Origin of the sequence: Embleya sp. NPDC050493, assembly GCF_044458105.1 — a bacterium.
In the GTDB taxonomy this organism is placed as follows: domain Bacteria; phylum Actinomycetota; class Actinomycetes; order Streptomycetales; family Streptomycetaceae; genus Embleya.
The window spans coordinates 93,606-113,650 of sequence record NZ_JBITHP010000030.1 but is presented as its reverse complement, the minus strand read 5'-3'; the positions used below and the strand labels follow the sequence as shown (position 1 = coordinate 113,650).

Sequence of the window (20,045 nt, the reverse complement as noted above, 5' to 3'; positions counted from 1 at the left end):
CGCAATACGAGACGGAGTCGCCGACTTGCTCACCGTGGATTTCTCCCGCTTTCCCCTGGCCCCGGGGGATCGGGTCCTGGACATGGGTTGTGGTGGCGGCCGGCACGCCTTCGAGGCATACCGGCGCGGCGCCGACGTGGTCGCGCTCGACCGGAACGCCAAGGACATCGCCGAGGTGGACGCGATGTTCGCCTCGATGCTGGCCGCCGGCGAGGTGCCCGAGGGCGCGCGGGCCGAGGCGCTGGTCGGGGACGCGCTCGCGCTGCCGTTCCCGGACGACAGCTTCGACCGGGTGATCATCTCCGAGGTGCTCGAACACATCCCGGACGACAAGGGTGTGCTGAACGAGCTGTTCCGGGTGCTCAAGCCCGGCGGCCTGGCCGCGATGACCGTGCCGCGCTACGGGCCGGAGAAGATCTGCTGGGCGCTGTCGGACGCGTACCACGAGGTCGAGGGTGGACACATCCGGATCTACAAGGGCGACGAGTTCGAGGCCCGGATCCGCGAGGCCGGGCTCCGGCCGTACGGGACCCACCACACGCACGCGCTGCACTCGCCGTACTGGTGGATCAAGTGTGCGGTGGGCGTGGACAACGACAAGGCGCTTCCGGTCCGGGCCTGGCACAAGCTCCTGGTGTGGGACATCATGAAGCGCCCGCTGGCCACCCGCCTCGCCGAGAAGGCGCTGGACCCGCTGATCGGGAAGAGCCTGGTGGTCTACGCGACCAAGCCCCGGCCGACCGGGGAGACCGCGGCCGGTGCCGACGGCGCGGACACGGACCTCGCCGGGGCGAGCGCATGAGCCTCGCGGGCCGCCGGCGCGGCTCCGAGCCCGCGCTCGAACTGCTGGCCCTGGAAGGCGTGTTGACGCTCGATCAGGTGGCCGAGACGATCGACGGGATCGCCGCCGTGCAGCGGCCGGACGGGTCGATCCCGTGGTTCGTCGGCGGACACCTGGACCCGTGGGACCACACCGAGGCCGCGATGGCGCTCGACGTGGCCGGCCGGCACGACGAGGCCGAGCGGGCGTATCGCTGGCTGGCGAGTCGGCAGGAGCCGGACGGCTCGTGGTACGCCGCCTACGTGGACGGTGCGGTGACCGACCGCAACAAGGAGGCCAACTTCACGGCCTACCTCGCGGTCGGCCTGTGGCACCACCATCTGCTCACCGGGGACGAGGAGTTCCTGGTCCGGATGTGGCCGCAGCTGCGCGCGGCGATGGGCTTCATCCTGGACCTGCAGGCGCCCGGCGGGGAGATCCGCTGGAAGCGTGACGAGCGTGGGGTGGCGGTGCCGGACGCGCTGCTCACCGGGTCGGCGAGCATGTACCAGGCGCTGCGTTGTGCGCTGGCGATCGCCGAGCACCTCGGCGAGCCGCAGCCGGACTGGGAGTTGGCCGCGGGCCGGTTGGGCCATGCGGTGTTGTCGCACCCCGAACGGTTCCTGGACAAGAACCGCTATTCGATGGACTGGTACTACCCGATCCTGGGCACCGCGCTGCGCGGGCCGGCGGCGGACGAGCGGATCAAGGACGGCTGGGACACCTTCGTGGTGCCGGACCTGGGCGTGCGGTGCGTCTCGGACCGGCCCTGGGTGACCGGTGCGGAGAGCTGCGAACTGGCCATCGCGTTGTGGGCGTTGGGGCAGAGCGACCGGGCGGTCGAGATCGTCTCGTGGATCCAGCGGCTGCGGCACGAGGACGGTCTGTACTGGACCGGGTACGTGTTCGAGGACGACGCGATCTGGCCGGTGGAGCGGACCGCGTGGACGGCGGGCGCGATGATCCTGGCCACCGCCGTGCTGGGTGGGGAGCCGGCCACGACGGCGGTGTTCGGCGGTGCGGTCTCGGCGTTCGAGGGCGACGGGTTGCCGGTCGGGCTGGATCCGGCGCAGGTGCGGTGTGGTTCGGAGCTGTGTGTGGACGGGGTTTGAGCCTGGGGTCCTCAGTCGTCGGACGGGCTTGTCCTCAATCGCGGGTCTCACGTGCCGGGTGGGCTGTGGGGGTTGTCCTCAAGCGCGGGTCTCACGTGCCGGGTGGGCTGTGGGGGTTGTCCTCAAGCGCGGGTCTCACGTGCCGGGTGGGCTGTGAGGGTTGTCCTCAAGCGCCGGACGGGCTGAATTGGGTTGCCCGGGTGGGGGCGTTGCGGTGTTGATTGGGCCGGGCCCGGCCGGGGGTGTCCTCAAGCGCGGGTCTCACGTGCCGGGTGGGCTGGGCCGGTTGTCCTCAAGCGCCGGACGGGCTGGGCGGGTTGTCCTCAAGCGCCGGACGGGCTGAGGTTTCGGGTGCCCTGGGTGCTTTGGGTCGGATTTCCTGCTTGTCCTCAAACGCCGGACGGGCTGGGGGAGTTGGCCTGGGCGGGTCGAAGGGCTGGGTCGGGCGGGTTGAAGCACTTGGTTCGGGTGGGCTGAAGGGCTTGGGTCTGGTGGGTTGAAGGGCTTGGGGCGGGTGGGGTGGGGGAGTTGGTTCGGGATTGTCGGGTAGGTGTGGGTGGGGTCAATTGGGCTGGTGATCGGGGGGCGTGTACTCGGTTTTCGGTGGTGGTTGTGGCGGCAATAGGGTTCGCGTGGGGGGCTGGGCGACTCGCGTGACGAGGGTGGGCATGGCGGCTGGGTTGGAGCCGGGGGATCGAATAGGTCCTTATACGGTGGTGGGATTGCTGGGCGCCGGCAGCCCCGGTTGGGTGTATCTCGCGCGCACCGGTGCCGGGCGGCCGATGGCCGTGCGGATGTTGTACGGCGAGCAGCGGGGCATCAAGCGCGCGCAGAAGGTGCGCGGGCCGGGCGTGGTCGAGGTGATCTCCGCCGGTGGTGCGACCCGCAATCCGTGGGTGGCCTCGGTGTACGTGCCCGCGCCGTCGCTCGCGGACCTGGTGATCTCGTGCGGTCCGCTGCCCCCGGATGCGGTGCGGTGGCTCGCCGGCGGGATCGCCGAGGGGCTGGTGACGATCCATCAGGCCTCGCTCGTGCACGGCGATCTGCGCCCCGCCCAGATCGTGGTCGCCTCGGACGGCCCGCGGGTGACCGGATTCGGGATCGAGGGCGCGGGCAACCCGCTCGCCGCGCCCGGATACCTCGCCCCGGAGCAGGCCCGCGGCGAGGAGTCGGGGCCGGCGTCCGATGTCTACGCACTCGGCGCGCTGCTGTGCTTCGCGGCGACCGGACGGCCGCCGCACTCCGGTACGGGCGAGGCGGAGACCCGGCGCAGCGTGGCCGCGGGTGAGCCGGAACTGACGGATGTGCCGGACGAGTTGATCGAGCTGATCCGCTCCTGTCTGACCCGGGAACCGGAGGATCGGCCGACGCCGCGTGCGCTGCTCGACGAGGTGGCCGCGGACTCGGCCGATCGCCGGGGGGCGTACGGCGCCGCCGCCTGGCTGCCGGCACCCGCGATGGAGCTGATCGACGCGTACCACCGGCGTGGGCGCCTGGTCGGTGACCCGCCCACCGTGCCGCTCGCCGATCGATTCGGCGATCCGGCCGGCGGCGGCTCCGCGAAGGGCGGCTCCGCGCACGGTGGTTCGCTCGGTGACAAGGTCGGCCCGGTGAAACCGACCGGACCCGCGGCGGCGATCGAGCCGGCGGCGGATGCGAGCCGCCGGCCGGACCCGGCCGGACCTGCGAGGGCCGAGGCGCACCCGGCCGAGCCGGCCAAGCCCGGGCCGAACCGGGCCGACTCGGGCGGCTCCGCCGCCGCAGAGCCGTCGGCCGCCGCCGAGACGATGCAGCTGGCCCGGATCGTCGAGGCGATGGTGCCGCGCATCGACGACAGCGACGATCGGCCGGACAGGTACGACCTCCCCGTCCCGCGCGAGCCGCACGAGGCCGGCGGGGCCGGTTGGCTGCTGGTCGCCGCGCTCGTGGTGATCGCTCTGGTGGGCGGCCTGTTCGGGGGCGTCGCCTACGAACGCGGGCGCGGGGACCGGGATCGGGGCAAGGCGGGCGCGGCCGAGGACACCCGTGCGTCCGGCGCGCCCGCCGACCCGACCGCGGCCTTCGTGGCGAGCACACAGGTGGGCGGCTGCGTGGACTTCGCGAGCGACGGCACGCCCGGGTGGCGGCCCGCCGCGCTCCGCACGCTGCCCTGTGAGGATCCGGCCGCCCGGCAGCGGGTGTTGGCGCGCACCTCGGCCGGCGGCGGTACGACGGACTGCATGAACACCGACGGGCGCAGTCGCTGGCCGGTGACCCCCGGCGTGGCCGCGCTGTGTCTGGAACGGATCTTCCGGCCGGGCGAGTGTGTGCCCGCGGAGACGCGCGACGGCCGGCAATGGGCCTTCCTGGCCTCGCTGGTGCCGTGCGAGGGCCCGCTGCCGCAGGATCGCCCGGCCCGCCTGCGGATCGACGAGGTGCACCCGTTGGCCGCCGCGAACGCCACCAGTTGCCCCGGCCGGTCCCCGGTCTACTACCCGCTGCCCTCCCGCAACCAGGAACTGTGCATGGCCCCGCTGCCGTAGCGCCGCCCGCGCGGCGGGACCCGCCACGACGAACCGGCGGGGCCGGCGCCCGGCCGGCCGACCCGGTCGGTGCCGGCCGGGTCGCCGGTCGACGTCAACTCGCGAGTTCGGCGAGCAGTTCGAGGGCGGCGTGGTTGCGGGTGGTGACGATCATGTCGGTGACGTGCGGGTCGGCGGCCCAGACGGCGAACCGCTCACGGATGCGCGCGGCCGGCCCGACCAGGGCGATCTCGTCGACGAAGGCGCTCGGAACGGCGGCGATCGCCTCGTCCCGCTTGCCGGCCATGAACAACTCCTGGATGCGGTCCGCCTCGTCGGCGTAGCCGAACCGGCGCATCAGGTCCGCGTGGAAGTTCTTGTTCTTCGCGCCCATCCCGCCGACGTAGAAGCCCATCGCCGCCTTGATCGGGTACATCGCCTGCTCCACGTCGTCGCCGAGGGCCACCTGCACCATCGGCGCGATCCGGAAGCCGGCCGGCTTGTCGCGCAGCGCGTCCGCATACACCTCGGGCCGGGTCGGCGCCCAGTGCAGCGGCAACCATCCGTCCGCGATCCGCGTGGTCAGGTGTACGTTCTTGGGCCCCTCCGCGCCGAGGAAGATCGGCAGGTCGGCGCGCAGCGGGTGGGTGATCGACTTGAGCGGCTTGCCCAGTCCGCTGCCGTCCTCGCCCGTGTACGGGTGTCGGGCGTATCGGCCCTCGGCGACCACCGGTCCCTCGCGGCGCAACACCTGGCGGATGACGTCCACGTATTCGCGGGTGAAGGTCAGCGGGCTCTTCGGGAACGGCCGCCCGTACCAGCCCTCGACCACCTGCGGGCCGGAGAGCCCCAGGCCCAGGATCATCCGGCCCGCGGAGAGGTGGTCCAGGGTCAGCGCGTGCATCGCGGTCGCGGTGGGCGTGCGCGCGGTCATCTGGGTCACCGCGGTGCCCAGCTTGATCCGCGAGGTGTGGGCGGCGATCCAGGTCAGCGGCGTGAAGGCGTCCGACCCCCAGGACTCGGCGGTCCACACCGCGTCGAACCCGAGCTGCTCGGCCTTTTGCGCCAACTCGACGAAGTCGGCGGACGGGCCTCGGCCCCAGTACCCGAACGTCAGACCCAGCCTCATGGCGTTACCTCCACGGAGTAGCACGGCGAATCGCCTCCGCAGACTAGAACACGTTTTACTTTCTTGGGAGGCCGACTCCCCGGGACCCGGCCGTGGCGCCGGCCCGAACCGCTTTCCGGGTACGCGAAAGGGCGCCGTCCGGGTGGACGACGCCCTGTCGTGTTGCCGAGTCGCGGTGTCTCGGTACTACCGGTTCCTCGGGAGCACCGGTGTCACGAGCGCTGGATACCGATCGTGTTCTGAAGCACGCCGCGCACGTTGTCGACCTCGACCAGCAGGCCGTTGGGGTGCTCGGCCACCGCCAGGTACCAGACGCCCGTGTTCAGGACGCCCTTCTCCTGGTTGGTGTGCTCGTCCAGCATCGGGCGCGAGTCCGGCACCGAGAACCAGAAGGGCTGGAACGGCGCGCGGGCGCCACCGGGCGCACCGCCCGGGGCGGGCTGCTGCATGCCGCCGGGACCCTGCGGACCCTGCGGGCCGGGACCGCCGAAGCCGCCCTGCGGACCCTGCGGAGCCGGGCCGCCGAAGCCGCCCGGCTGCGGGGCGCCGCCGTACGACTGCGGACCCTGGCCGGCCTGCGGACCCTGCGGGCCGCCGTAGGGCGCGCCGCCGAACTGCTGCTGACCCTGCGGGCCGCCGTACTGCCCCTGCGGGGCCGCGCTCGGACCACCGGCGCCGAGCAGCGGCGCCTGGAGAGCGGGCACCAGCGAGGTGGCGATCAGGGCACCGCTGAGCACGAGGACCAGCAGGACGATGAGGATGCCGCCGGCCTTCATCTCCAGGCCGTCGGAGGCGCGGCCGATCGACCACAGGGCGTTGATCGGCGAGACCACCGCGAGCGGCAACGCCCACTGGCGAGCGGTCAGACCGAGGATCTGCCGGTCGCGCAGCTGCGGCAGCAGACCGCCGAGGATGAACAGCGCGGCGGCGATGATCGGGGTCAGCACGACTGCGAAGATGACCGGTGCCATGGTGCCCGACCACGCGCTCCAGCTGCCGTCGAAGCCCCGAGGCACCTCGCCCTTGACGCCGATGTAGTCGAAGAACGAGAAGATGAAGATGAGCACGGCGGCGACCCCGATGACCGCGTCGCCACGCGAAAGCTTTCTGACGTCCACTAATACTCCTCCCGAGGGGGATGGGCGCCGACAGCGTACGGGGGCGACCCAAGTCGTGCCACCGACGTCGCCCCCGCGCGTCCCCGGTGCATTGGTCCGGGGACACTGTGCCAGACGGGGGAACGATCTGTGCCCCGACCCCACGCGACGCGCCGTATGGGGGCATTTTTTCGAAGATGTCTATTCGCCCCGCTGAATACCCGTCAGATCGGCCAACACGCCCTGTAGACCGTCGATATCGACGACGATGCCGCCGTCTCGCACGCCCACTGCGAGATACCACACACCGGGGTGCAGGGTGGCCACCGCGTCACCGGCGTGGTCCAGCGGGTGCAGCGGCCTCGGTTCGGGCACGGCCAGCCAGTACTGCTCGAACGTGCCCGGATCGCCGGACTCCGGCGCGGCGGGGGCCGGCTCCCCGACGGGTGCGGCCGGCTCCGGGGCGTCGTCCTGCTTGAACAGCAGCACCGGCGGCTGGACCGCGGGCGGCTGCATCGGCGGCGTCTGCGGCGGGGGAGTGTTGCCCGATGGCCCGTAGACCGGCGGTGCGACGGGCGGCGGGATCGGGAAACCACCGGTGCCGGGAGGGCCGGGCGGGTACCCGCCGGGAGCGCCGGGGAAGCCACCGCCGGGGTAGCCCTGCCAATTGTTCTCGCGCGGGCGCACCAGCGGGGCGTTCAGCCCGCCGATCCGGTCGACCGTCAACAGCAGCAGCGCCTGGAGCACGGCGAAGCCCGCCAACCCCCATGCGCCCCAACCGTGTCCGGCCTCCACGGTCGCCTGCGTGTCGCCGTTGGTGCGGGCGTAGTTCTCCGCGAAGCGCGCCAACTTCTCGTAGCCGCCGTCCGCGCCGAACACGGCCCACACCGCGCTCCACGCCGCCGCGATGCCCAGCGCGACGCCCCACTGCCGAAAGGCGAGTCCGCAGAACTGGATCTCGGTCGGCTGCGGCGATCCGGGCCGGAAGGTGAACCGGCCGATCAGCAGCAGCACCAGCGAGATCGAGGACAGCAGGACAACGGCGGGCGCCAGCGGCGAGAAGTCGCCGATCCACGCCGAATAGTCCTTGCTTCCCTCGGTGATCTGTTTGCCCTTGGCGGTCACCGTGTACCAGGGGAGAAACGAGAAGACCAGAACTCCGATCGCCGCCGCCGCGACGATCAGATCACCTCGGGTGACGCCTTTGCGTGGCATCGTGCTCCTCCCTGACGGGGCTTTCGTACTGCTCGGAATTGCCGTGCGTCTGCTGGGCCCGGCCCGGTGCCGGTGCGGTCGCCCGCACCGGCACCGGAGCCTGACGTACCGTCATTCTCCGCGCTGGATCCCGGAGACATCGCTCAGGACCCCTCGAACGCCGTCCGCCTCGACCAGGACGCCGCCCGGGTGCGGGGCGACCGCGAGGTACCACTGGCCGGTCTGCAGCGTGGCCACCGGCTCCTTGGACAGGCCCTCGGCGGGTGCCAGCGGCCGGGCCTCCGGAACGGCGAACCAGAACTGCGCGAACTCCTGCGCGTCCCGAACCGGCGCGGCCGGCTGCGCGCCGGCGACCGATGCGCCGCCGGTGCCGGTGCCGGTCCCCGCGCCGGTGACGTCCGGGGGTGGCATGTGGGCCGGCACCCCGGCCATCGGCGCGCCCGTGCCCGTGCCCGTGCCTGTGCCCGGAACCGGGTAGGCGGGCGGCGGGTAGGCGCCGGTGGCGTTCGGCAGCGGGTAGCCGGTGTTCGGGTCGACCGGGGCCGGGTAGCCCCCGGTGCCGCCCGGCGGCGGGTAGCCCCACGGCTGCTGCGGGACCGGGCTGAACAGCGGTGCGGCCAGGCTGGGGATGCGATCCCCGATGATCAGGAAGAGCGCCGCGACGAGCCCGGCCACCATCATCAGCCAGGCGAAGATGGTGGGTCCGGCGTCGATCGAGTCCGAACCCTTGACGATGTCGCCGATCACGCCGCCCGCCCCGAACGGGGCGAAGAAGCCGCTGATCGCACCGGTGACGCCGAACGCGATCGCCCACTGGCGCGGGGCCAGACCGAGCGCCTGCCTGTCCGGCTGGGCCACGAAGCGGCCGATCACCAGGAGCAGCGCGGCCAGCAGCGGCACCAGTACCACGGCCGGCATCAGCGGATAGAAGTTGACCGTCCAGGCGTTCCAGCCCTGGCTTCGACTGCGCCCGCCGCTGTCGAACAGGCTGTCGTCGTCGCTGCTGCCGCGCAGCGATTCGCTGACTTCGTAGTAATCGAAGAACGAGAAGATGAAGATCAGGACGATCGCGAGAATGACGATCGCGTCGCCCCTCGTGATCCCTTTCCGGTTCAACGTTTCTCCTTAACAGGTACGGAGGGGACGTGACGTCGACGACGGCGCGGGGCGCGCCGGACGACGTGCGGTGCGTGGACGGCTCGCGCCGGGCCCGATCGTGCGGCTCACGGCGGTCGGTGGCCCGACCGGGAACCGTCCGGTGGTGCATGGCGCGCGTGGACGCCGCGAACCGGGGACCGTCACCGGCGCGTGCGCGACGAGGACGGTCGGAAAGACCCTAGGGGACAGCCGACCCGCGGCTCACGTCCCCTTCAGGAGATAGGCCGTGATCCCCGTCGCGATCCCGGACGCGGCGCGTTCGCGCCAGTTCGGGTCGGTGAACTGCGCGGCGTCCGTGGCGTTGCGCATGTTGCCGCATTCGATGAACACCTTGGGTCGGGTGGACAGGTTCAACCCGCCGAGGTCGGTGCGGGTGACCAGGCCGTCCTGGGTGCCGAGGTAGGTCGCGGGGCTCGCGCCGGTGGCCGCCCGGAAGGCGGCGGCCAGGGTGCTGCCCAGCGCGCGCGAGGGGGCCAGGATCGGGGTGGTGTCGACGTTCGCGTCCTTGACCGAGGCGGGCAGGATGACGTGGAAGCCGCGCCCGCTCGCCGGTCCGCCGTCCGCGTGGATGGACACGACGGCGTCCGCCCGGGCCGTGTTGCCGCGGGCTGCCCGCTCGTTCACGCACGGACCCCACGCCTCGGTCTCCCATGTGTAGAGCACCGTCGCGCCCTGGGCCTCCAGGAGGCGTTTGGCCCGGTGCGCCACGTCGAGGGTGAACTCGGCCTCGGTGTAGCCCTTGTCGGTCTCGGTCCCGGTGGTGTCGCACTCCTTGGTCAACCCGCCCGCGTACACCTGCTTGTTGATCTCGCGGGAGTGGCCGCCGTTGCCCGGATTGTGGCCCGGATCGATCATCACCACCCGACCGGACAGCGGAAGCCCGGTGGTCCCGGCGCGCGGCGCGGGCGGGCCGGGCGACGTGACGGGTGCGGTGATCGGCGGTGCGGTGGAAGGCTGTTGTCCATCCGGTGGGCTGCTCGACGCCGGGGCCGGCACCCCGCCGGCCGCCGCGGGATCGGGTGTGGCCTCCGGCGCGGCGGTGGTCGTCGGGCTCGCCGGCGGATGCGCCGCCGCCGTGCGGCCGGTGTCGTGTCCGTCCGGCCAGGCCACCGCGATCGTGGTGATCCCGGTGGCGGCGAGCGCGAGGGCGAGCACGGTCAGGGTGACCCGACGGCGCCGGCGCAACCGCTCGCGCGCGGCCTCCAACCGCTCCTCGTGCGAGGCGGAGTGGCCGAAGAAGCCGGCTCCGGAGCGGGAGTACGCATAGCCGGAGTCGTCGGGACGGCCGCGGTCGTCGCGGCGGTCAGAGGTCAAGTTCACTCCTGGACGTGAGGCCGTAGCGCGACGCGACGGTGTTCCAGGTGTCGACGAACGACTTCTTCGCGCTGGACGCCTCGGCGCTGATCGTGGCGCCGTCGTCGTACAACGACCGGGTGCCCGGACAGCCCGAGTCGGCGGCCGACTGCGCCCACGCGGCGAAGGCCCGGTCGGCGCGGGCCGACGCGGTCCACGCGGTGCGCAACGTCGGTGCGGCGGATTGCAGTTCGGGGACGCCGTCGAAGCGCATCGCGTCGAGTTGGGTGACCAGTTGATCGCGTTGCGCGGCGGCGTCGAGCAGCGCGGAGCGGGACGCGGCCAGCGCCGAGCAGGAGCCGACGTTGTTCACCGCGTCGATCACCGACTGCCGGGACGAACCGCTGCGCGAGAGCAGCGAGTCCAGCGCGGCGGCCTGCGCGCGGGCGTCCGGTGCGGCGGTGGTCGGCGGCGGGGTGGTCACCGCCGAGCCCTGCGACGGGGGCGTGGCCGGGGGCAGGCCCGACTGCTCGCCCGGGCCGGTCCCGGAGGGGGTGGGCGTGCCGGTCGAGGACTGCCCGGCGCTCTCCGAACCGTGCGCGGCCGGCGTCTTCTTGTCGTCCTCCCACGGTCGCAACGCGAACAGCGTGCCCAGCGCGGCGACGAACACCACGGCGACCACGATGAACAGCAGCGTGCGCTCGAACGAGGGACCGGGCGGGGCCGGCGACAGCGGTCCGGGCGGCGGCGGGGTGGCGCCGCGGTACCAGTCCGGCGCGGCGGGCACGTCGCGCGCCGGCGGCATGCCGTAGCCGTGCACGGGCGTGTGCGCCGCGTCGGCGAAGGTGCCGCCCGAGGGCAGCGGCGAGGGGCCGCGCTCGTGCTGGAACCAGTCGGCGGGCGGCGTCGATTCGTTCGGCGGCACGTCCGGGCGGGGCGTCGGTGGCGGAGCGGGAACCGGCCACGCCGGCGGCGGCGGACCGGCCGGCGCGCCGCGGGCGGCCGGATTGTCCACCGTGTCCTGGTCCTCGGGCGGCCGGGGCTGCCCGGGCGGTCGCGGCGGGCCGGCGGCCGGAAGGTGGGCGGTCGGCTGGTGGTGCGGGCGCGGCGGCACGTCCGGATTCACCACGGTCGGCGCCGCGGTGACCCGGCGGCGCACCCAGCCGCCCACGCCGCCGTTGGCCGCCCGGTCCCAGACGGTCTCGAACCGTTCACCGTCCGCCGCGGGTCCACCGGGCCGGTCGTCGTGCTCGTGTCGATCGGACATCAAGATCCCCCCGCGTCCTTCCCCGGATCGGCATTGTCCCAGCAAATGGGACCCGCGCGGGACCGGATCCGATTGCTTTCGGGAATCGAATCAGGCTCGAATCACTCTTGACCGGATGTGCCACCGCGTGACGGACACGGCGGCGCGACCGCCGGGACGCTCGGCCCGGACCGGGGCGCCGCTCGGCCGCCGCACCGCTCAGATGCCCGGCGCGATCCGCCGCAGCACCCGCAGCGACCCGTCGCCGGGCAGTTCCTCGAAGGCGCCCGACGCCAGCGCGCGCAGGTAGACCCGGTACGGCGCCTGGCCGCCGTCGGCCGGATCCGGGAACACGTCGTGGATCAACAGCAGTCCGCCGACCGCCACGTGCGGTGCCCAGCCCTCGTAGTCGCCCTGGGCGTGCTCGTCGGTGTGCCCGCCGTCGATGAACACCAGGCCCACCGGGGTGTTCCACAGCGGCGCGATCACCCGGCTGTGCCCGACCAGGGCCACCACGTACGGCTCCAGGCCGCTGCGGTACAGCGTGCGCCGAAAGCGCGGCAGCGTGTCCATCACGCCGACCTCGGGGTCGACCAGGGTCGGATCGTGGTACTCCCAGCCGGGCTGCTGCTCTTCGGAGCCCCGGTGGTGGTCGAGGGTGACCACCACGGTGCCCGCGTCGCGGGCGGCCGCGGCGAGCAGGATCGTCGAGCGCCCGCAGTAGGTGCCGAGTTCGACCAGCGGGCCGACCTCGGCGGCCTCGGTCGCCGCCGCGTACAGCGCGTCGCCCTCGTTCGCGGGCATGAATCCGGTGGCGGCCTCGAACGCGGCCCGCACGGCGGGGTCGATGGTGCTCATCCTGGGGTTCTCCTTGATCGAGGCCGCGCTCGGTCCGTTCGGCGGATGCTCGTGGACCACCGGCATCCGGTCCTCGTGGGGCCACCAAGCATCCGCCGGACCGGGCCGGTCGCACCGGGTCGGTGCGACCCCGGGCCGCCATGCTGCCGCAGCCGGCTTCGCGGCACCGTGTCGGGGGCCACATCGGCGCCCCGGAACCGACTTCGGTCTCCCGATTAATTGAAACGGGTTCTACTATCGCAAGTACTGGACCGAGTCACGGAAGTCACGGAAGGCGCGATATGGCCATCGGCATCACGGAGGAGCACCGCTCCCTGGCGGAATCGGTACGCGGATGGGTGCAACGTGTTGCACCCATCGGAGAGGTGCGCCGGGTGCTGGAGGCGGAGGCCGAGGAACGGCCCGGCCACTGGGCCGGCCTGGCCGAACAGGGCCTGCTCGGCATGCACGTCGCGGAGGAGTTCGGCGGTGCGGGCTACGGCCTGGTGGAAAGTGCCGTGGCGCTGGAGCAGGCCGGTCAGGGCATGCTGCCCGGCCCGTTCCTGCCCACCGTGCTGGCCTCGGCGCTGATCCAGGCCGACGGCGGCGACGCGGCCAAGGAACTGCTGCCGGGCCTCGCGGACGGCACCCTGATCGGCGCCGTCGCGCCGAACCCGGGCACCGTGGTGGCGGCCGAGGAGGCGGGCGGCCTGCGGGTGAGCGGGGTGGCCACGCCGATCCTGGGCGGCGCGCTCGCCGACGTGCTGGTGCTGGCCGCGCGCCGGGCCGACGGCACGCCCGCGTACGTGGTCGTGGACGCCGCGCAGGTGAGCGTCCGGGCACTCAAGAGCGTGGACCCGACCCGGCGCAGCGCCGAGATCACGGTGGACACCGTGGTCCCGGCCGGGCGCGTGCTCGGCGGCGTGGACGAGGACCTGGCGCGCGACCTCGCGGCCGTACTGCTGTCCGCCGAGGCGTGCGGAGTGGCCGCCTGGGCGCTCACCACGGCGACCGAATACGCCAAGGTGCGCGAGCAGTTCGGCCGGCCGATCGGTCAGTTCCAGGCGATCAAGCACCTGTGTGCGGACATGCTGGTGCGGGTCGAGCAGTCGCGCGCGGTCACCTGGGACGCGGCGCGCGCGATCGACGCGGGCTCGGACGCGCCCACCCGGTCGCTGACCGCGGCGATCGCGGCGACCTACGCGATCGAGGCGGCCTTCACGACCACCAAGGACTGCGTGCAGATCCTCGGCGGGATCGGCTTCACCTGGGAGCACGACGCGCACATCTACCTGCGCCGGGGTCTGACCCTGCGGCAGTACGCCGGGCCCGCCGCGTTCTGGCGGTTGCGGGTGACCGAGCTGGCGAGCGCCGGGGCGCGCCGCGAGCTGGTCCTGGACCTGCCCCCGGAGGCGGAGAACCTGCGCGACACCGCGCGGGCGATCCTGACCGAGGTGGCCGGCGAGTCCGGCGCCGAGCAGCGCGCCCGGCTGGCCCCGCTGGGCTATGCCGCGCCGTACCTGCCCAAGCCGTACGGCATCGGCGCCGGCCCGGTCGAGCAACTGGTGATCCAGCAGGAGATGAAGTCGCTCGGCGTGCGGCTGCCGGACATCACCATGGGCAACTGGGTGATCCCGTCGCTGATCGCGTACGGCACCGCGGCCCAGCAGGAGCGGTTCGCGCCGCCGACGCTGCGCGGCGAGATCCAGTGGTGCCAGTTGTTCTCCGAGCCGGGCGCGGGCTCGGACCTGGCGGCGATCAGCACCCGCGCGACCAAGACCGAGGGCGGCTGGCTGATCAACGGCCAGAAGGTGTGGACCTCGCGGGCCCGCGAGTCGCAGTGGGGCATCCTGCTCGCGCGCACCTCGCCGGACAAGCCCAAGCACGAGGGGCTGACCTACTTCATCGTGGACATGGCCGCCGCGGGTCTGGACATCCGGCCGCTCAAGGAGATCAGCGGCCTGGCGATGTTCAACGAGATCTTCCTCGAAGACCTCTTCGTGCCGGACGAGATGGTGGTCGGCAAGGTCGACGAGGGCTGGCAGGTGGCCCGCAACACGCTCGGCAACGAGCGCGTGCACATGGGCGCGGGCAGCTCGTTCGGCGCCGGCATCGCCAACCTGGTCGCGGCGGTGAACGGCCCGGCGGGCGAGTTCGTGGACGGCGGCTTCCGCGAGCGGCTGGGCGCGCTGGTGGCCGAGGCGTCCTCGCTCGCCCTGATCGAACTGCGCACCACGCTGGCCCGGTTGTCCGGTCTGGAGCCCGGCGCCGGTGCCTCGGTGCGCAAGCTGGTCGGCACTCCGCATCAGCAGCGCGAGTCCGAACTGTCCCTCGAACTGCTCGGCCCGCTGGGCGCGGTGGACGAGGGGGACGGGCAGAAGGCCGCGTTCGGGTTCCTGATGAGCCGCTGCCTGACCATCGCCGGCGGTACCACGCAGGTCCAGCTCAACGTGGTCGGCGAACGCATCCTCGGGCTGCCGCGGGACCCACAGCCCACGGAGAAGTAGTCCGTTCCTTCGCTCGGTTCGTTTCCTTCGTTCGTTTCCTTCGTTCGCTCGGTTCGTTTCGATTGCTTCGTTCGTTTCGTTCGATTCGATCCGTTCGTTCGGTTCCTTGGTCCGTTCGGTTCCTTGGTTCGTTCGGTTCCTTTCCTCATCTGTTCAGTGGGAGTTCGCGACATGGCACAAAAGGCGTTCATCGTCGGTGTGGGCATGACCAAGTTCGAGAAGCCGGAGAGCCGCGACTGGCAGTACTGGGACATGGTCAAGGAGGCCGGCGACAAGGCCCTGGCGGACGCGGGCGTCGGCTACGACCTGGTCGAGCAGGCGCCGGTCGGCTACTGCTTCCAAGCATCCACCGCCGGCCAGCGCGCGGTGTACGAGCTGGGCCTGACCGGGATCCCGGTCTACAACGTCAACAACAACTGCGCGACCGGCTCGTCCGCGCTGATGATGGCCCGCCAGTTCGTCGCGGGCGGGCTGAACGACTGCGTGCTCGCGATCGGCTTCGAGAAGATGAAGCGCGGTTCGCTGGGTGGGGGCGGCGAGGGCGACTTCTCCACGTCGCCGGTCGCCGCGCACTACAAGATCATGGGCGACGCGCACGGGTTCTCGATGACCGCGCCGCCGACCGCGCAGATCTTCGGCAACGCGGCCCGCGAGCACATGGCCCGCTACGGCACCACCGCCGAGCAGATCGCGCACGTGGGCGTGAAGAACCACCGGCACTCGGTGAACAACCCGTACGCGCAGTTCCAGGTCGAGTACTCGCTCGAAGAGGTGCTCGGCGCCAAGGAGATCCACGCGCCGCTCACCCGGCTCCAGTGCTCGCCCACCTCGGACGGCGCCGCCGCGGCGCTCGTGGTCAGCGAGCGCTTCGTGCGCGAACACGGCCTCCAGGACCAGGCGATCGAGATCGTGGCGCAGTCGATGACCACCGACACCGAGGAAAGCTTCGCCTCGAAGACGTGCATCGACGTGGTCGGCAAGCCGATGTCGGCCGCGGCCGGTCGGCAGGTCTTCGAGCAGTCCGGCCTGGGCATCGAGGACGTCGACGTGATCGAGCTGCACGACTGCTTCTCGATCAACGAGATCCTCACCTACGAGGCGCTGGGCATGTGCGGCGAGGGCGAGGGCGGCAAGCTGGTCGCCGAGGGCGCCACCACCTACGGCGGTCGCTGGGTCGTCAACCCCTCCGGCGGCCTGATCTCCAAGGGCCACCCGCTCGGCGCCACCGGCCTGGCCCAGGCCGCGGAGATCAGCTGGCAACTGCGCGGTCTGGCCGACGCCCGCCAGGTCGCCGACGCCAAGGTCGGCCTCACCCACAACATCGGCCTCGGCGGCGCAGCCGTGGTCGGCCTGTACCGCCGCGGCCAGTTCTAGCCGACGCACCCCCGGGCGGCCCGATCGGGCCGCCCGGGGCACTCATACACGCTTTCCGACGCCCGGTTCCTTGCACGTGATGGCCGTGACTGTACGTGAATCGATGTTTGCGCTTCGTCGATTGCCTGTGTATCAATGTCCTTCGACCGATGGACGAACGGTTGTACGGGCGTCGCGCGTGGCGACGCGGACCTGGGACCGGCAAAAAGCCTGTTCGACCTGACCCTCGCGCAACAATGCCGACCGCACCGCGCGGGGTGAACGACGTGGGTGGCCGCTGTCGCGGGTCGTCGACGACCGTGTACTGGGGGGACCGATGGCATCGCTCGACGAGATAGTCAATCCCTGGGCCTACACCCAGGGCGACAAACCGGCGATGCCGGCCGAACGGCCCGCCGAGACGGCGCTGTTGTCAGCGAGTGGTGCCGAGGGAGGCGGCGCCTTCGGCGTCGAAACCAGTCGGATCAGGACGTGTGGTTCGGCTGCAGGAGAGATCTCCGACCGCCTGAAGCAGGTCGTCACAGGACTTGAGAGCGAATGCCGGGACTCCGGTGGAGCGCTGCCCGGCTTCGCGCTGTCGGGCCGGATCGCCGCAGTATCCACGGAGTGGGCCGAGTGGGTCGGCGCGTTTGCCGATGAGATCCTCGCGTTCTCGGGCCTGATCACGGATGCTGCCGCAGCGTATGAGCAGAATGAGAACCTCGTCCGCGGCTCGTTCACACCCGGCAGCTGAGCCATGGTCGGTTTCGACGAGCTGAGAAACGCCCGACTCGAGTGGTTGATCCATCCACTCGCCGCGTGGGTGAACGCGAACCAGGCACTGGAACAGGCCCAGCAAGCCACCGCGACACAACTGTCGCAAGGGCTACGGCACTCCGAATGGAAGGGGGATGCGGCCAACGGTGCGTTCCTGGCGTCGGATGGCATCGGGAAACGATTGTCGATGGCCTCGATCGAGGCTTCCGCGATGGTGAACACCATACGCGCTGCGATCGGCGAGTTGACCAGTTGTCAGACCGAGCTGCGCGACGTCATTGAGCGGGCGAACGCGCAACGCTTCACCGTCGGTCCCGGCGGGTCCCTCGCGTGGCAGGAGATGCCCGACGGTCGCCCGGCCACGAGCCCCGAGGATCAGGCCGCACGCAACCGGCAGATGGCCGGATTCCAGGAAGAGTTCCAGCGAATCGTGCAGCGAGCAACCGCCGCGGACGCCAAATTCGCGGGGGAGGCCGACCGGCTTCACCCGGCGGACCTGGCCGGCCCGAACGCGTGGCAGAACGTCCTGGGAGATGCCGACAGCGCCGCGGGAATGGTGGGCACCCGAGCGGACCAGATCCCCAAGAATCCCGCCGAGGCCGCCAAGTGGTGGGCGGCGCTGACCGACGAGCAACGCGAGACATTCGTGGAGGCGTATCCGGGTGCCATCGGCAGTACCGACGGGCTTCCGTCGAAGGTCCGCGACGAGGCCAACCGGATTGCTTTGGCCCAACAGATCGAGATCATGCAGGGACAGACACCGCCTCCCGGCGACAAGGACAAGCACGACTCGGAACTCGCCAGACTCTTGGACATCGACAAGAAGCTGGTCGACGGACAGATCAGGCCCGCTGAACAGCAGTTGCGGCTGCTGAAGTTCGCAGCCGAGGGCGAAGGGCGGGTGATCCTGGCAGTGGGCGACCCGGACGTAGCGCCTCATGTGGCCGTCTTCGTGCCGGGGACGAAGGCGTCCTCCGACAACAGTGATCTCGACCGTGTCTACAACCTGCAATCGGCTGCCGACCGGCTCACGCCCGGCGTTCCCGGCGACGTCGCCACGATCCTCTGGCTGGACTACGATGCGCCGGACACGCCGGTGGATGCGGTGTCCAGGGACTACGCCGCCGCTGGGGCGCCCATACTCGACTCCTTCCTCAACGGCCTTCAGGCTCAAAACGGCGACACCGGACACGTGACGGTCCTCGGCCACTCGTATGGATCCACGGTGATCGGGGACGCCGCGCGCCGCGGCGACGGCATCGCGGTGGATGACATCGTGGCCCTGGGCAGCCCCGGTATGCACGTCGACAGCGCCGACGACCTCGGGATCGACCCCAGGCACGTGTGGGCCGAGGAGGCCCCCAACGATCCCGTTCCCGAACTGGGCGCGGCCGGTCACGGCGGTGTGCGGTTCGAGAACCCCTTCCGGTTCGACATGACCTGGGGCGGTCACGGACCCGGCATCTCCCTGGATGTCGACTCGCCGATCCAGTTCGTCACGCCCACCAGCGACAATTTCGGCGCCAACCGGATGACCACGAACGACAACAGTTCGGCTCCGGGTAGCGTCCCCGATATCGAGGCGCACAGTTCGTACTGGGATCAGAATCCGGACCGCACTCCCGGGGTGAGCCTGGAAAACCAGGCACGCGTGATCATGGGCGAGTACAACAACCCGGAACCACGTATGCGACCGCAGCTCATCGACGGGCGGATGCCCGGATGAGCGACTGACGAATGCCCCGGATCCGGTCGCGCCGACATCACGAAATGCGTCGAGGGATGACAAAACGTATGCCGTTCGAATCGCCCCCGAAGAATGAATCGCCGCTGACTCCCCGCATGTTGATCGAGCGAGCCGAGGAGCACGCTCGGGCTGTCATCGGCTGGATCGGGGCGCCGATCACCGAGTCGGGCGCCTCGACGGAGATGATGCCCTGCGCGGGCGCCACGGCCCACGGACCCAGGAGCGTGTTTCGCGCCTACAACGTGCGCATCCCCACGCAGCGGCATCAGCCCGCGTTCGAGCGTGTGCGGGAGGAACTGACGGCACGAGAGTTTCGGATCACCAAATACGACGTGGGCCCCACTGCGGGCGAACCCGGCGGCACCACCGGCAGGTTGCACGCCGTCTCCGGGCGCGACGGTTATCACCTGCTCCTGTCCAGCACGTGGCCCGCCGAGGAGATCACCATCTGGGTTCTCTCGCCGTGCTTCCTCGCGACACCGGCAGCCGCGTCACGGATCACCGCCGGACTCGCCGTGAACAGGACGTCATGACACGCGTGATCGGTACGAGGTCGATTCTTCCGGTGATGTCGACGCTTCTGGTGCTCGCGAGTGGATGCGCAGGGGACGCGGATTCTTCCGGGAAATCGCCAGGCGCGAAAGTTCCCGGATCTTCTCGGGACGTGGTGGCCACCAGGTCGACGGAGGAGATGCTCAAGCCCACCGCAGCGTACGTCGCGGAGGTCATTCGCTGGATCGATCCGCCGGATCCGCCCAAGGGCGCGAGTACGGAAACGCCGCCGTGTGGTGACAGCGCCAAGGACAATCCGCGAAAGAGCGTGTTCCGCGCATACAACGTGACTCTGGAGAGCTCGAAGCACCAAGCGGCATTCGAGCGGGTGCGGGACGGGATGATCGCGCGCGGCTACAAGATCACGAGCTACGACGTGGGTTCCGACCGGTCCGGTCCGGGCGGGACCAGCGGCAGGCTGCGGGCCTCCGATCCGCAGAGCGGTTACGGGATCATGGTGTCCAGCACGTCCCCGCCCACGGAGATCACCATCTGGGTCGGCTCGCCGTGTTTCGTACCGGCGCCGACGGCACCCGCCGTGTCACCGTCGTGACGGGCGCATCGGGCGCGTGACGGGCGCACCGTGCGCGGGGCCGGCGCGGCCTCGGGTGGGCGAGGTGCCTCGCCGGTCCACCCTCGGATTTCGGCGCAGGGTGGGCCGATTCCGCCCGGCCCGACGGGTGCGGTGTGGGCCGCACCCG

General features: G+C 71.4%; 16 protein-coding genes. 9 read left to right on the top strand and 7 right to left on the bottom strand.

The window, feature by feature from the left end; all coding sequences use genetic code 11:
- Window positions 1-25 precede the first annotated feature (25 nt).
- From ACIBM5_RS38805 to ACIBM5_RS38795, 3 genes are all read left to right on the top strand, one after another.
- On the top strand, window positions 26-802 hold the full coding sequence (locus tag ACIBM5_RS38805; RefSeq protein ID WP_391581550.1) for a class I SAM-dependent methyltransferase: 777 nt from the start codon (window positions 26-28) through the stop codon (window positions 800-802).
- Entirely contained in the window at window positions 799-1,932 is a 1,134-nt protein-coding gene (locus ACIBM5_RS38800; protein WP_396011419.1) for a prenyltransferase, read from the top strand. Before ACIBM5_RS38805 ends, ACIBM5_RS38800 begins: the two co-directional genes overlap by 4 nt.
- Before the next feature lie 668 nt (window positions 1,933-2,600).
- On the top strand, window positions 2,601-4,454 hold the full coding sequence (locus ACIBM5_RS38795) for a serine/threonine protein kinase (protein WP_396011418.1): 1,854 nt from the start codon (window positions 2,601-2,603) through the stop codon (window positions 4,452-4,454).
- A 94-nt stretch (window positions 4,455-4,548) separates the two neighbouring features.
- On the opposite strand, the gene ACIBM5_RS38790 is transcribed toward ACIBM5_RS38795, so the two are convergent.
- The 7 genes from ACIBM5_RS38790 to ACIBM5_RS38760 form a co-directional block, all read right to left on the bottom strand.
- Window positions 4,549-5,562, bottom strand: a complete 1,014-nt coding sequence (locus tag ACIBM5_RS38790) for an LLM class F420-dependent oxidoreductase (protein ID WP_396011417.1) — start codon at window positions 5,560-5,562, stop codon at window positions 4,549-4,551.
- A 212-nt stretch (window positions 5,563-5,774) separates the two neighbouring features.
- A complete protein-coding gene (locus ACIBM5_RS38785; RefSeq protein WP_396011416.1) occupies window positions 5,775-6,680 on the bottom strand; it encodes a hypothetical protein in 906 nt (301 codons plus the stop codon).
- A gap of 180 nt (window positions 6,681-6,860) precedes the next feature.
- Window positions 6,861-7,874: a hypothetical protein gene (locus ACIBM5_RS38780; RefSeq protein ID WP_396011415.1), complete on the bottom strand. Its 1,014-nt coding sequence runs from the start codon at window positions 7,872-7,874 to the stop codon at window positions 6,861-6,863.
- A 111-nt stretch (window positions 7,875-7,985) separates the two neighbouring features.
- Window positions 7,986-8,990, bottom strand: coding sequence for a hypothetical protein (locus tag ACIBM5_RS38775; RefSeq protein ID WP_396011414.1), 1,005 nt, complete (start codon window positions 8,988-8,990; stop codon window positions 7,986-7,988).
- 243 nt (window positions 8,991-9,233) lie between these two features.
- Window positions 9,234-10,346: an N-acetylmuramoyl-L-alanine amidase gene (locus ACIBM5_RS38770; protein ID WP_396011413.1), complete on the bottom strand. Its 1,113-nt coding sequence runs from the start codon at window positions 10,344-10,346 to the stop codon at window positions 9,234-9,236.
- Window positions 10,336-11,592: a hypothetical protein gene (locus ACIBM5_RS38765; protein ID WP_396011412.1), complete on the bottom strand. Its 1,257-nt coding sequence runs from the start codon at window positions 11,590-11,592 to the stop codon at window positions 10,336-10,338. The genes ACIBM5_RS38770 and ACIBM5_RS38765 overlap by 11 nt, the downstream gene beginning before the upstream one ends.
- Window positions 11,593-11,790: 198 nt before the next feature.
- Window positions 11,791-12,429 carry a class I SAM-dependent methyltransferase gene (locus ACIBM5_RS38760; RefSeq protein WP_396011411.1) on the bottom strand — a complete coding sequence of 213 codons (639 nt, stop codon included), beginning with the start codon at window positions 12,427-12,429 and terminating at the stop codon, window positions 11,791-11,793.
- A 281-nt stretch (window positions 12,430-12,710) separates the two neighbouring features.
- Between ACIBM5_RS38760 and ACIBM5_RS38755 the strand changes: the two genes are divergently transcribed.
- The 6 genes from ACIBM5_RS38755 (at window position 12,711) to ACIBM5_RS38730 (ending at window position 19,897) form a co-directional block, all read left to right on the top strand.
- The gene (locus ACIBM5_RS38755; protein ID WP_396011410.1) at window positions 12,711-14,915 is read left to right on the top strand and encodes an acyl-CoA dehydrogenase; all 2,205 of its coding nucleotides are present in this window, start codon (window positions 12,711-12,713) and stop codon (window positions 14,913-14,915) included.
- Between the two features lie 171 nt (window positions 14,916-15,086).
- On the top strand, window positions 15,087-16,289 hold the full coding sequence (locus ACIBM5_RS38750) for a lipid-transfer protein (RefSeq protein ID WP_396011409.1): 1,203 nt from the start codon (window positions 15,087-15,089) through the stop codon (window positions 16,287-16,289).
- 316 nt (window positions 16,290-16,605) lie between these two features.
- Complete coding sequence (locus ACIBM5_RS38745) at window positions 16,606-17,022, top strand: hypothetical protein (protein ID WP_396011408.1); 417 nt, start codon at window positions 16,606-16,608, stop codon at window positions 17,020-17,022.
- 3 nt (window positions 17,023-17,025) lie between these two features.
- Window positions 17,026-18,771, top strand: coding sequence for an alpha/beta hydrolase (locus ACIBM5_RS38740; RefSeq protein ID WP_396011407.1), 1,746 nt, complete (start codon window positions 17,026-17,028; stop codon window positions 18,769-18,771).
- A 116-nt stretch (window positions 18,772-18,887) separates the two neighbouring features.
- Window positions 18,888-19,325 carry a hypothetical protein gene (locus ACIBM5_RS38735; RefSeq protein ID WP_396011406.1) on the top strand — a complete coding sequence of 146 codons (438 nt, stop codon included), beginning with the start codon at window positions 18,888-18,890 and terminating at the stop codon, window positions 19,323-19,325.
- A 131-nt stretch (window positions 19,326-19,456) separates the two neighbouring features.
- A complete protein-coding gene (locus tag ACIBM5_RS38730) occupies window positions 19,457-19,897 on the top strand; it encodes a hypothetical protein (protein WP_396011405.1) in 441 nt (146 codons plus the stop codon).
- The last annotated feature ends 148 nt before the right edge of the window (window positions 19,898-20,045 follow it).

Coding starts and splice junctions, on each gene's coding strand:
- ACIBM5_RS38800 (WP_396011419.1), top strand. CDS start 799: ATGAGCCTCGCGGGCCGCCGGCGCGGCTCCGAGCCCGCGCTCGAACTG.
- ACIBM5_RS38795 (WP_396011418.1), top strand. CDS start 2,601: ATGGCGGCTGGGTTGGAGCCGGGGGATCGAATAGGTCCTTATACGGTG.
- ACIBM5_RS38790 (WP_396011417.1), bottom strand. CDS start 5,562: ATGAGGCTGGGTCTGACGTTCGGGTACTGGGGCCGAGGCCCGTCCGCC.
- ACIBM5_RS38780 (WP_396011415.1), bottom strand. CDS start 7,874: ATGCCACGCAAAGGCGTCACCCGAGGTGATCTGATCGTCGCGGCGGCG.
- ACIBM5_RS38765 (WP_396011412.1), bottom strand. CDS start 11,592: ATGTCCGATCGACACGAGCACGACGACCGGCCCGGTGGACCCGCGGCG.
- ACIBM5_RS38760 (WP_396011411.1), bottom strand. CDS start 12,429: ATGAGCACCATCGACCCCGCCGTGCGGGCCGCGTTCGAGGCCGCCACC.
- ACIBM5_RS38755 (WP_396011410.1), top strand. CDS start 12,711: ATGGCCATCGGCATCACGGAGGAGCACCGCTCCCTGGCGGAATCGGTA.
- ACIBM5_RS38750 (WP_396011409.1), top strand. CDS start 15,087: ATGGCACAAAAGGCGTTCATCGTCGGTGTGGGCATGACCAAGTTCGAG.
- ACIBM5_RS38745 (WP_396011408.1), top strand. CDS start 16,606: ATGGCATCGCTCGACGAGATAGTCAATCCCTGGGCCTACACCCAGGGC.
- ACIBM5_RS38740 (WP_396011407.1), top strand. CDS start 17,026: ATGGTCGGTTTCGACGAGCTGAGAAACGCCCGACTCGAGTGGTTGATC.
- ACIBM5_RS38735 (WP_396011406.1), top strand. CDS start 18,888: ATGTTGATCGAGCGAGCCGAGGAGCACGCTCGGGCTGTCATCGGCTGG.